A 10867-nucleotide genomic window follows, 5' to 3' on the forward strand; every position below is an offset into this window, starting at 1 on the left:
ACGATGGTGCTAGAACCTGTACGCGCCCAAGTCTTGGCGACCAGGATTATTGCAAACGTCGACGGGGCTCTGGCCAGACAGTTCCGGCTCTCGCCCCGACACCGGTCGATCGGCATGCTGACGGTGACCATTGACGATGTCGGCTATACCGCCGTAGATGAAGCCACAAAGAGGGCGGAGGTGGATGTGGTGTATGCCAAATCGTTTTATGCCGGAGCGGCCCATTCGTCCGGCCCGCTGTCGGGAGAGTTCATCGGTGTGCTGGCCGGACCGACCCCGGATGAAGTCCGGAGCGGTTTGGAGGCGGCCGCCCAAGTGGTTGATCGGGGCGCCTGCTTTTACGCGTTGGATGCCAAGGGAGAGCATACGGTCTATCCTCACGTGATTTCCCGAACAGGCCGCTATCTTTCCAAGGTGGCCGGAATTGCCGAAGGGGAGCCGCTCGCGTACTTGATCGCTCCGCCTCTTGAAGCGATGTTTGGCCTTGATGCCGCACTGAAGGCGGCCACCGTACGGTTGGCCAAATTTTACGGACCGCCGACGGAAACCAATTTTGCCGGGGGATTGTTGACCGGCAGTCAGTCCGCCTGTACGGCCGCGGCCGCGGCGTTTCTCGAGGCCGTGATTGCGGTTGCCGAGAGTCCGCTTGCGGTGAGGTAGACGCGAGACAGTGGGCAACGTGGCGATCGGACTCATCGAAACCCAGGGACTGGCCGCTGTCATTGCGGCTGCCGATGCGGCGGTCAAAGGGGCCGATGTCGTGGTGGTGGGTTGCGAACCGATCCATCACGGCATAGTGACGCTGACGGTGGCCGGCGAGGCGGCTGCGGTGGCTGAGGCGGTGGAATCGGCGGTGCGGGCCGCGTCGGCAATCGGGCGGGTACTTCGGTTTTCTGTACTGCCCGGTCCTTGGGAGGAGGTCGTGGAAATGGTAACAGGAAGTCCGCTCCGAGCGCGCTTCCCGGAGGGGCCGGAAATCGTCGAGAACCGCTGTGACGAGGTCGTCGGTTCCGCGGAGTCCGACGGGGGTGACCCATGGTCAGGCTATACGGTGGTGGAGTTGCGGCGCCTGGTCAGGGCTTTGAAGGCCTCGGGTCTGTCCGGACGGGAGATTTCAAAAGCCAATCGGCGGACGCTGGTGGAGATCCTGCGCCGGCATGGAGAGGAGAGAGAGGAGGAATGAGCGGGTGATTGCCCGGATCGATCAGGATTTGGTGGCTCTTCAGTTGCTTCGGGACGCGGTGGCGTCCGCCAAAGCGGCGCAAGAGGAATTCGCCCGGTTCAATCAAGAACAGGTCGATCGGGTGGTTCAAGCGGCGGCGGAGGCTGCGGAGGCCGAGGCTGAAACACTGGCCCGGGAGGCCGTGGAAGAAACGGGGTTCGGAGTGGTTGAACACAAGACGATGAAGAATCTGTTTGCGGCTCGAGACGTTTATGACTCGATCCGCGATGTGAAAACGGTCGGGATCATCCGGGAAGATCCCCGCCGCAAGGTCGTTGAGGCCGCCGATCCTTACGGTGTCATCGCCGCCGTCATTCCTTCCACGAACCCGACGTCCACAGCTATTTTCAAGTGTCTGATTGCATTGAAAACCCGCAATGCGATTGTGATCAGCCCCCATCCGTCGGCCTCCCGTTGTACGATCCGGGCGGCGGAAATCTGTGCCAAGGCGGCCTACGGAGCGGGCGCACCCAGGGGACTGATCGGTTGGGTGGAGAAACCCACGGTGGAGTTGACCGAAGCATTGATGAAACATCCCGATGTACAACTGATCCTGGCCACGGGCGGAGCCGGATTGGTGCGCGCCGCCTACAGTTCCGGGAAACCGGCCTATGGAGTCGGACCGGGTAACGTTCCCGCGTACATCGAAGAAAGTGCGGATGTTCCCCGGGCGGTGCAGGACATCTTCACCAGCAAAACGTTCGACAACGGCACGATCTGCGCTTCGGAGCAGGCGGTGGTTGTCGACCGTCGGGTTCGCGAAGAGGTCATACGCGAGTTCAGAAGGCATGGGGCCTATATGCTGTCGCCCGAGGAAAAAGAGGCGGTGGCCAAGGTTCTTTTCCCGTCGCCCAGAAAACTGAACAGCGGCATTGTCGGGAAATCCGCTGTGTACATCGCGTCTCAGGCCGGGATCACAGTGCCGCCCGGAACGAAGCTGCTCATCGGCGAGGAAACGCGGGTCGCCGCGGATGTGCCGTTTGCTCTGGAAAAGCTGTCCCCGGTTCTGGCTTTTTACACGGTGGAGAATTGGGAGGAGGGCTGCCGGTGCTGCATTGATCTGTTGGCATTGGGGGGGCGCGGACATTCGTTGGTGATTCACTCCGGGAATGAAGAGATCATTCGTGAGTTCCTTCTGCAGAAGCCGGTTTCCAGGGTGTTGGTCAATACTCCGGCTGCTTTGGGAGCGATCGGCGCGACAACCGGGCTGCGACCGTCCATGACGCTCGGATGCGGGTCCTTCGGCGGCAATATCACATCGGACAACATTACCGTCGAGCACCTGATGAACATCAAACGCCTGGCTTATGGCACGAAGGAGGTGATCATCGGGGGATCGGCGGCAGCGTCCTCGGAGGAAGAATTGGTCAAGGCGGTGGTTCAAGAGGTGGGACCACTTGTCCCCCATGTGAATGAACAAGAAATCAGTGAGGTGGTTCGGGAGGTGATGGGGCGGATGAAAGCGGGATACAGGACCTGAGCCGGCGGAATGAAGTCTGGGATTCATGATCAGGACAAATCGATCCAAAAGGAGTGTTGAACGATGGCCGGAGAGTTGACGGCACTCGGCATGATCGAAACCCGGGGATTGGTGGCGTCCGTGGAAGCGGCGGACGCGATGGTGAAAGCGGCGGACGTGCGCCTGATCGGAAAAGTGCATGTCGGCGGCGGTTTGGTTACGGTGATGGTTCGCGGAGACGTGGGAGCGGTCAAGGCGGCCACCGAAGCGGGCGCCGAAGCGGCCCGCAGAGTCGGGGAGTTGGTTTCGGTTCATGTGATTCCTCGGCCGCACGGGGAGCTGGAGGCGATTTTGCCCAAAGTGACTCAGACCTGATTGAAGTGATCACATATGGTTGATCGCCGCGATTTGATCAACCTCGTAATCGAGGCGTTGCAACGTCGAGGCTTCCCCGGGGATTCAGCAGACGGGAGTTTACAGATTGTTTGGTTGCCGGGACAGGCGCCAAGCCCGGAAGAGCAGGAGTTGTCGGCTGAAATCAAGTCTGTGCTTCAGAAGTCCGGGGAAGCGGTCATCGTCGACGGTCGGGATCCCGACGCGGAATCCTTGCTGAAACAAGCCGAATGTCTGGTCGTCGGCCCGTGCGATCAATCGATTCTGGTCCGCGGAGCGTTGGGATTGACGACGGATCGCGCCGGCGCACTGTTGGCGAAAGCACTTCTGGCCTCCATGCCGGTCAGCATGGTTCTGAATCCGCAGCTGTCGGTCATCTTTCGGCCCGAGGCTTCCGTCCGTCCCTACCTGAAATTGTTGCGGGATTACGCTGAAGCGTTGCAGCACTACGGTGTGGACGTGGTTTGCTGGGAGGAGTTCGTTACGGGCTGGCGTCCCCCCGCCGACCGGTTCGGACGCATGAACACATCTGACCTCTCCGCCGAATCCCGAAGTATCGAATCTGTTCAATATCGGGTGAGCCGGGCGACATATTGGACGGTCAAGGACTTGGCCAGGAGGCGGTTGCAGCCGGGGGACGAACTGGTGCTCCCGCAAGGTGTGAGGCTGACTCCGGGTGCACGGGAATGGCTACGGGATCAGAGTGTGGCACTGAAGATTATGGAAGGTGGAGAGAGGGCGGATCGATGATTATCGGGCGTGTGGTCGGAAACGTATGGGCGACCCGGAAGGAAGAAGTTCTCGTGGGGATCAAGTTCCTCGTGGTACAGCCCCACGGGCCCGATGGACAAGGACGGGGGGAACCCGTGGTGGCGGCCGACCGGGTGGGGGCAGGGTTGGGCGACATGGTGATCGTGACTCAGGGAAGCTCCGCCCGGCTTGTGTACGGGGAACAATGGCCCATTGACGCCGCTGTCATCGGGATCGTGGATTCGGTGGAAAAAGGGGGCTGAATGTGCCGTGGTGGCGTTGGGGCTGGTGGAAACACGGGGATTCGTGGGGGCGGTGGAGGCGGCGGACGCCATGGCAAAAGCGGCGGATGTACGGCTGATCGGCCGGGAACAGGTGGATGCGGCATTGGTAACGGTGATGGTGGAGGGGGATGTGGGTGCGGTGAAGGCCGCGGTGCAAGCCGGAGCGGCCGCGGCGGCTCGGGTCGGGCACTTGGTGGCCGCCCACGTCATTCCCCGTCCCCACGAGGAAGTGGCCACGGTGTATCCACGACGAGGGTAAATCGCGGGGAACGGTCGAGTTCCGGGGGATTTCAAAAAAGGAAGGGATGAGTGATGGTCCTTGGTGTGTTGTTGGTGGTGATTGCCCTGGTCGTTATGCTGGGTATCGGTTATAGGGCCAATCGAAGTGTACAGGAATCCCGCCGTTCGGGAAACGGTGACGGGGAGCTGGCTTCCTTTGGATATAAACAGGAACTTTTGAGGGATATGGGTGGTTTTTCCAACTTCGCCATTTCATTCTCCATCATCTCGATTCTGACCGGGGCGGTGACTTTGTACGGGTATGGTTTTAACCAGGGCGGCCCAGCCGTCATGGGCATCGGCTGGCCCTTGGTGACGATTTTCGTCCTCATGGTGGCCGCTTCGATGGCGGAGTTGGCGTCCGCCATTCCCACCTCGGGTGCCATTTATCATTGGGCCTCCATTTTGGGCGGTCCCGGGTGGGGGTGGTATGCGGCCTGGTTCAACATGGTGGGTCAAGTGACCATTGTGGCGGGGATTGATTTCGGGTGCGCGACTTTCGCGTCGACGCTTCTGTTCGGTGAGCCGACCAAGGCACAGATGCTGGCGGTGTATGCGGTGATTCTGCTCAGTCACGCCGTTTTGAATCATGTGGGGATTCGGGTGGTGGCCAAACTGAATGACGTGTCGGCTTTGTACCACATGATCGGCGTCGGGGCGTTGATTGCGGCCTTGGTGTATTTTGGACCCGATCGAAATGTCTCGTATATGTTTGAAACGGGATTCTCGACCGCAACAGGTCCTGGGGTGCCTTACTGGCTCGCCTTTCTATTCGGCCTTCTCCAGGCTCAATGGACCTACACCGGATACGATGCTTCGGCCCATACCAGTGAAGAGACGGTGGAGTCCCGGGTCAAATCCCCTTGGGGCGTGTACCTGTCGGTGGCCGTGTCCAGTATATTCGGCTATCTGATGTTGGTTTTGGTCACTCTTTCGATCAAAGATCCGAATGCCGTGGCGGCCGCCGGCGGAAACGGATTCATGACGGTCATCGAACAGGCCATGGGCGGCGCTTTCGGGAAGGCTGTGCTTTGGATGGTCACCCTCGCCATGTGGTTCTGCGGCCTTTCTTCGGTGACGTCGATTTCAAGAATGATGTATGCCTTCTCCCGAGACAACGGGATGCCGTTTGCCTATCTGTGGTCGCGGGTCAGTCCGAAGTTTCGCACACCGGCTGCGGCCATCTGGCTGAGCGTGGTCCTGGCGTTCTGTTGCGCTCTGGCCGACAATGTGTATGCTGTGGTGACATCGATCAGCACGATCGGCTTGTACGGCTCCTACGCCATTCCTCTGTTGCTCAAATTGCGGGCCCAGTGGAGAGGTGCGTGGAGCATGGAAGACAATGGCCCCTGGCATCTCGGGCGCTGGAGTCCCATTGTGAATACCCTGGCCGTTCTTTGGGTCGCTTTTATCACGGTGCTTTTCGTGATCGCTCCCAGCGATGTACAATTAACGGATAATTTTACACTGCATTACGCGACCGGAACGACTTTTGCGACGGTGTTCGCCCTGTTGACGATTTGGTACGTGGTGAGTATCAGGAAGCAATTTGCAGGCCCGCATCTCGGTACGTATGCGAAAGTACGCGAACGCATTCGCCAGTCGGCTTAGCCCGCTGAGGGGGGTGGGCCAATGAGACGGAGGAAAATCACAGTAATCGGTGCCGGGAATGTGGGGGCCGCGGTGGCTCACGGCCTGTTGGTCAAAGGGCTGGGAGATGTGGTTCTGCTGGATGTCGTGGAAGGTATTGCGGCGGGGAAGGCTCTTGATCTTCTTCAGTCGGGTCCGGTGGAAGGATGGGCGTATGACGTAAAAGGCACCGCCCACTACAGAGATACGGCCGATTCCGATGTGGTGGTGATCACGGCGGGCGTGGCCCGCAGGCCCGGCATGAGCCGAGAGGATCTCACGGCAACCAACGCTCGGATTGTCTGGGAGGCGGCAAAACAGGCAGCCGCTTATTCTCCGCGGGCTCACATTGTCGTGGTGAGCAACCCTCTGGATGTCATGTGTTACATAGCTCTTCGGGCGTCGGGTTTTCCCCCTAACCGAGTCTACGGCCAGTCCGGGGTGTTGGATTCGTCCCGGTTTCGTACTTTCATTGCCCAGGAGCTGGGAGTTGCCGGGGAAGACGTTCACGCGTACGTACTGGGCGGTCACGGGGACGAAATGGTTCCTTTGGTTCGATACGCCTATGTCGGCTGTGTCCCGGTGGATCACCTGATTCCGCAGACTCGGCTGAGGGAGATTGTGGAACGCACCAAGCGGGGCGGGGCGGAGATCGTCTCCCTCTTGAAACAAGGGAGCGCTTATTATGCTCCGGCCGCTTCCACCGTTCAAATGGTTCAATCGGTGCTTGAGGACCGCAAGCGCATCTTGCCCATGTCCGTTTACCTCAACGGGCAATATGGACTGTCCGATATCTACTTCGGCGTTCCCGCGGTGCTTGGCGGTGACGGAGTCGAGCGGATGATCGAACTGAATCTGGATGACGGGGAGCTTGCGGCCTTGAACCGATCGGTGGAGACCATTCGCAGGGCCGTGGCCGCGGCCCGGGATCATCTCAAAAGTGAAGGAGTTTGGTGTTAAGCATGCGGGAGGAAACGCAGCGTCCCAGGCTCTTACAATCGCTGCCGGGGTCAACAGAGATATCCGAAGAAGACCGGAGGCGCCTGGAAGCGCTGGTTGATTGGTTACCTCTTATTGCGGACGCTGTACAGGCAGACATCTTTATCGATATGCCGTTGGATGCGGAAACGGCACTGGTGGTCGCCCACGGTCGTCCAAGTGTGACGCGGTCCTTGTATCGGGAGTCTCCCGTGGGTCAGACGGCCCGGATGGAACAGGAGCCGGCGGTCATTGAGGTCCACCGGACCGGGCGGCCGGCCTACGGCATTGAGGCGGTCAGTCAAGAAGGCACCCGCGTTCGCCAGGATGTTGTGCCGCTCACGGGGGGAGACGGGCGAACCATCGGCAGCCTCATCGTCGAGCGGGACATGGAAAAGGTCCTCCGTGAAGCTGAAGCCCGGCGGGCTGCGGAGGAGAGCCAGGCGCACCTGCAGAGGGTATTGGCCCAGGTTCAGTCGATCGGCGGCCGGGTTGCCGAAGTCAGTGCGGCGCTCGCTTCAGCCACGGCGGATCTCAGCCGTGCCCACGACGCCTTCATCGGCCGGTATAAACAGCTTGAAGCGTCGTCTGAAGATGTGCAACACCGCCTTCGGGGAGTTCAGGAACTCACCCAATTCGTACAAAAGGTGGCGAATCAGACGAAAATCCTGGGCCTTAACGCGGGTCTGGAAGCTGCCCGGGCCGGATCGTCCGGTCTGGGATTCCGGGTCATTGCCGACGAAATCCGCCGTTTATCCGAACAGGTGCACGAATCCGCCGGCCACATTCGGGATGAGTTGCACTCCCTTGTCGGTGCGGTCTCCCAAAGTATCGGGGACATGAGCGTTGTTCTCGAGGCCGCCGCCGGTCAGGACCGGCGAATTCGCGAGGTGGCCGGCATGACGGACGCGCTGGTTCAATCCATGGAATCTCTCCGGGAAAGTCTTCGGATGGAGTGACAAGAACACCCATGAAATCAGCGAAAAAATAGTTGCGAGTTTGCTCCGTTCCCGGTATACTTTTAATAAAAGTGAATCGATGATTTCCCTGAGAACAGAGAGGGAGTTGGAGCCTTCAGGAAGCGGGCCTCAACTCTCTTTTTGTTGAGAGGAAAATGTATCCATGGCGCGGAGGGATTTCTTTTGGAAGATGTATCGTTTACTGTCTGGGCACACAGGGGGAATTCAGCCCACTGTCCGGAGAACACCCTGACGTCGGTGCGCCGAGCGCAATTTATATTTGTAACGAAACTTATCACTGTTTACTCTCTAACGAAAAAAGTTGTGCTGGACTGTTGAAAGTGATGGTTGACAGTGAGGAGGGCCACATGTGTTCGATGGGAAGGCGGCGATCGTTACGGGCGCCGGCCGGGGTATCGGGCGGGCGATCGCCATGGCATTGGCGGCCCGGGCAGCCCGGGTGATGGTGAATGACATCGAGGAAGCGGCCGTGGAGCGAGTGGTTGCCGAGATCCGGGATCTGGGCGGCGCGGCGGTGGGAATGGTGGCGGATGTCACCCGGGAAGAAGAAGTGGACAAGTTGGTATCGGCCTGTGTGTCCAAATTTGACACGGTTGATATCCTCGTCAACAACGCGGGGATCGTCCAAACCGGTCCCCTCACTTCCATCACCGCGGCGGATTGGGACCGGGTCATGGCGGTCAACCTGAAAGGGGTTTTTCTGTGTTGTCGGGCTGTTTTCCCAATCATGATGCAAAAAGGGGGTGGGAAAATTGTCAACGTCGCTTCGGTGGCGGGGAAGCGGGGTGGGGGGCTTTTGGGAAACTCCTGCTATGCCGCCTCCAAAGGGGGGGTGATCGCCTTCACGAAGTCCGCTGCCCGGGAAGGGGCGCCCTATGGCATCAACGTCAATGCTGTCGCCCCGGCTCTGACGGACACGGATATGACAGCGGGCATGGATGCAAACCAGAGGGACGCGATCCTGGGGATGGTTCCCCTGGGGCGGGCCGGGCGCCCGGAGGACGTGGCGAAGGCGGTGTGTTTTCTGGCCTCCAGCGAGTCGGATTACCTCACCGGGGAGATCATGGACGTGGACGGCGGGCTGATGATGGATTAGCGGGAAGGAGATTTTGGCGATGATTTCAAAGGAGTGGTACGTCACATGAGCGATGTTTTGACCGCGGAGAATGCGAGAACGCGGAAATATCTACATATTATTCTACCGCTTTTTATCGGTTCGGTGTTGGCCTTTCTGGACCGTCTCAACCTTGCTTACGCCGCTTTGACGATGAACAAGGACCTGGGGTTCAGCGCCGAAGTCTACGGCATGGGGGCGGGCATCTTATTTCTCGGTTATATCCTGTTCGAAGTGCCCGGGACGTTGATAGCGGAAAAATGGAGTCCCAGGAAGTGGGTGGCAAGGATCATGATCAGCTGGGGACTCGCTTGTGCACTCATGGCCTTTATCCACACGGACGTGCAATTTTATATCGTTCGGTTTCTGATCGGTGCGGCTGAAGCGAGTTTTTACCCGGTTTGTTACGCTGTGATTATCCCTCGCTGGTTCAGCGCCAAGGAGAGGCCGACGGCCGTCTCGATTATGTTAACGTCCTGTTGGTCTCGAATATTATCGGTTCACCTCTGGCCGGTTTGCTCCTGGATGTGTCCTGGCTCGGGTTTAAGGGGTGGCAGATGTTATTCCTTCTTGAGGGCGGTATGGCCCTGATCTTCGGCATTATTGTATCTTTCTGGTTGGCCGATTGGCCGAAAGACGTGAAGTGGTTGAGCGAAGACGAAAAAAGGGTCCTGGCTGAACAATACGAACGGGAAGTGGCCGCAAAAAGTGCGGTGCGAAGCTACACCGTTTGGGAAGCCCTGCGCGACAAAGAAGTTCTCAAACTGTGTTTTATCTACTTCATGTGGATTACAGGATTCTGGGGTTTTGGGTTTTGGATGCCAACGGTGCTCAAATCGGTGTCCGGTTGGTCCAACGCCAGCATCGGTTGGCTCATCGTCATCCCCATGGCCGTGGCGCTGATCGGCTTCATCGTCACCGGCAATTCTTCGGCCCGGACCGGGGAGAAACGGTGGCACGTGGCGATTCCCATGTTTATCGGCACCGTGGGGATGGGACTCGGGCCCTTTGTTGCAAACCCGTTGCTCAGCTTTATTTTGGTCTGCGTCAGCGCCGTCGGTGTGTATGTGGGAATGGGAGTCTGGTGGACGTATCCCACGTCTTTCTTGTCAGGGGCCGCCGCTGCTGGCGCCGTGGGCCTGATCAATTCCGTGGGAAATCTGGGGGGATGGGTCGGTCCTTATCTCGTGGGATTCGTCAAAGACCGGACGGGTTCCTTTACGGGAGCGTATCTATATCTCGCATTTTCTCTTCTTGTGGCGGGCCTTTTGATTCTCACCCTGCGAAAAAAGTTGCCGGTGGATCACCCAGCCTCCGTTCAGCAGTCCGAGTTGAACTGAGGGGGGCTGCCCGCCGTCCGCTTACCGCAGGGCTTAAGGTGTCCTGTGGTACGAGTATTTTTTTCATTCCCTTGCTTAGCTTGATCCGAAAAAACGCGCCTTATCCTCTTCCTTCAGGAAGAGGATAAGGCGCGTCATTGAGCGGACAGAGGAAGAGCGGCTCTTTTGGCGAATATGCGTTTGCGAGACTCGAACATTCGGGGTATCCTAGAACCATGAAAATTTTCAAGTCCTTTCGATTCCGTTTGGAACCCACAGCCGAACAATCCCAGTGCCTCACCCGTTACCGGGGATGTGCGCGGTTGGTCTGGAACAAGGCGCTGGCCTTGCAAAAGGGGCGACTGGAGGCCGGGTACCCTTTACTCTCGTATGAGGAGCTTGCCCGGCTCCTGACACTCTGGAGACACAGCGAGGAATACGGTTTTTTGGCCAACGCCCC

The 10867-nt window shown here is 58.8% G+C and carries 14 protein-coding genes; all 14 read left to right on the plus strand.

The window, feature by feature from the left end:
• Nucleotides 1-3 precede the first annotated feature (3 nt).
• Nucleotides 4-660 (plus strand): ethanolamine utilization microcompartment protein EutL, encoded by a 657-nt coding sequence (gene eutL, locus K6T64_RS06755; RefSeq protein WP_100669518.1) that lies wholly within the window; start codon nucleotides 4-6, stop codon nucleotides 658-660.
• A 10-nt stretch (nucleotides 661-670) separates the two neighbouring features.
• Nucleotides 671-1183 (plus strand): BMC domain-containing protein, encoded by a 513-nt coding sequence (locus K6T64_RS06760; protein ID WP_100668486.1) that lies wholly within the window; start codon nucleotides 671-673, stop codon nucleotides 1181-1183.
• Nucleotides 1184-1187: 4 nt separating this feature from the next.
• Nucleotides 1188-2702 (plus strand): acetaldehyde dehydrogenase (acetylating), encoded by a 1515-nt coding sequence (locus K6T64_RS06765; protein ID WP_288009198.1) that lies wholly within the window; start codon nucleotides 1188-1190, stop codon nucleotides 2700-2702.
• A 63-nt stretch (nucleotides 2703-2765) separates the two neighbouring features.
• Nucleotides 2766-3056, plus strand: coding sequence for an ethanolamine utilization microcompartment protein EutM (eutM, locus tag K6T64_RS06770; RefSeq protein WP_100668484.1), 291 nt, complete (start codon nucleotides 2766-2768; stop codon nucleotides 3054-3056).
• A 15-nt stretch (nucleotides 3057-3071) separates the two neighbouring features.
• Nucleotides 3072-3824, plus strand: coding sequence for a hypothetical protein (locus tag K6T64_RS06775; RefSeq protein WP_288009200.1), 753 nt, complete (start codon nucleotides 3072-3074; stop codon nucleotides 3822-3824).
• Nucleotides 3821-4087, plus strand: coding sequence for a EutN/CcmL family microcompartment protein (locus tag K6T64_RS06780; protein ID WP_100668482.1), 267 nt, complete (start codon nucleotides 3821-3823; stop codon nucleotides 4085-4087). The genes K6T64_RS06775 and K6T64_RS06780 overlap by 4 nt, the downstream gene beginning before the upstream one ends.
• 7 nt (nucleotides 4088-4094) lie before the next feature.
• Nucleotides 4095-4367, plus strand: coding sequence for a BMC domain-containing protein (locus K6T64_RS06785; RefSeq protein WP_104216448.1), 273 nt, complete (start codon nucleotides 4095-4097; stop codon nucleotides 4365-4367).
• Between the two features lie 53 nt (nucleotides 4368-4420).
• Complete coding sequence (locus tag K6T64_RS06790) at nucleotides 4421-5998, plus strand: amino acid permease (RefSeq protein WP_100668481.1); 1578 nt, start codon at nucleotides 4421-4423, stop codon at nucleotides 5996-5998.
• A gap of 21 nt (nucleotides 5999-6019) precedes the next feature.
• Nucleotides 6020-6976: a malate dehydrogenase gene (mdh, locus tag K6T64_RS06795; RefSeq protein WP_288009204.1), complete on the plus strand. Its 957-nt coding sequence runs from the start codon at nucleotides 6020-6022 to the stop codon at nucleotides 6974-6976.
• Between the two features lie 2 nt (nucleotides 6977-6978).
• Nucleotides 6979-7953: a histidine kinase N-terminal domain-containing protein gene (locus K6T64_RS06800; RefSeq protein WP_288009205.1), complete on the plus strand. Its 975-nt coding sequence runs from the start codon at nucleotides 6979-6981 to the stop codon at nucleotides 7951-7953.
• A gap of 370 nt (nucleotides 7954-8323) precedes the next feature.
• A complete protein-coding gene (locus tag K6T64_RS06805; RefSeq protein WP_288009207.1) occupies nucleotides 8324-9070 on the plus strand; it encodes an SDR family NAD(P)-dependent oxidoreductase in 747 nt (248 codons plus the stop codon).
• A 45-nt stretch (nucleotides 9071-9115) separates the two neighbouring features.
• Nucleotides 9116-9679: an MFS transporter gene (locus tag K6T64_RS06810; RefSeq protein WP_288009209.1), complete on the plus strand. Its 564-nt coding sequence runs from the start codon at nucleotides 9116-9118 to the stop codon at nucleotides 9677-9679.
• Entirely contained in the window at nucleotides 9616-10428 is an 813-nt protein-coding gene (locus K6T64_RS06815; RefSeq protein ID WP_288009211.1) for an MFS transporter, read from the plus strand. The genes K6T64_RS06810 and K6T64_RS06815 overlap by 64 nt, the downstream gene beginning before the upstream one ends.
• 215 nt (nucleotides 10429-10643) lie before the next feature.
• Nucleotides 10644-10867, plus strand: a 224-nt coding sequence (locus tag K6T64_RS06820; protein ID WP_288009212.1) for a helix-turn-helix domain-containing protein, incomplete at its 3' end; no start/stop codon positions are given.

Source organism: Kyrpidia sp., assembly GCF_023512215.1.
In the GTDB taxonomy this organism is placed as follows: domain Bacteria; phylum Bacillota; class Bacilli; order Kyrpidiales; family Kyrpidiaceae; genus Kyrpidia; species Kyrpidia spormannii.

Coding starts and splice junctions, on each gene's coding strand:
- K6T64_RS06780 (WP_100668482.1), top strand. CDS start 3,821: ATGATTATCGGGCGTGTGGTCGGAAACGTATGGGCGACCCGGAAGGAA.
- K6T64_RS06790 (WP_100668481.1), top strand. CDS start 4,421: ATGGTCCTTGGTGTGTTGTTGGTGGTGATTGCCCTGGTCGTTATGCTG.
- eutM (WP_100668484.1), top strand. CDS start 2,766: ATGGCCGGAGAGTTGACGGCACTCGGCATGATCGAAACCCGGGGATTG.
- K6T64_RS06810 (WP_288009209.1), top strand. CDS start 9,116: ATGAGCGATGTTTTGACCGCGGAGAATGCGAGAACGCGGAAATATCTA.
- mdh (WP_288009204.1), top strand. CDS start 6,020: ATGAGACGGAGGAAAATCACAGTAATCGGTGCCGGGAATGTGGGGGCC.
- K6T64_RS06800 (WP_288009205.1), top strand. CDS start 6,979: ATGCGGGAGGAAACGCAGCGTCCCAGGCTCTTACAATCGCTGCCGGGG.
- eutL (WP_100669518.1), top strand. CDS start 4: ATGGTGCTAGAACCTGTACGCGCCCAAGTCTTGGCGACCAGGATTATT.
- K6T64_RS06775 (WP_288009200.1), top strand. CDS start 3,072: ATGGTTGATCGCCGCGATTTGATCAACCTCGTAATCGAGGCGTTGCAA.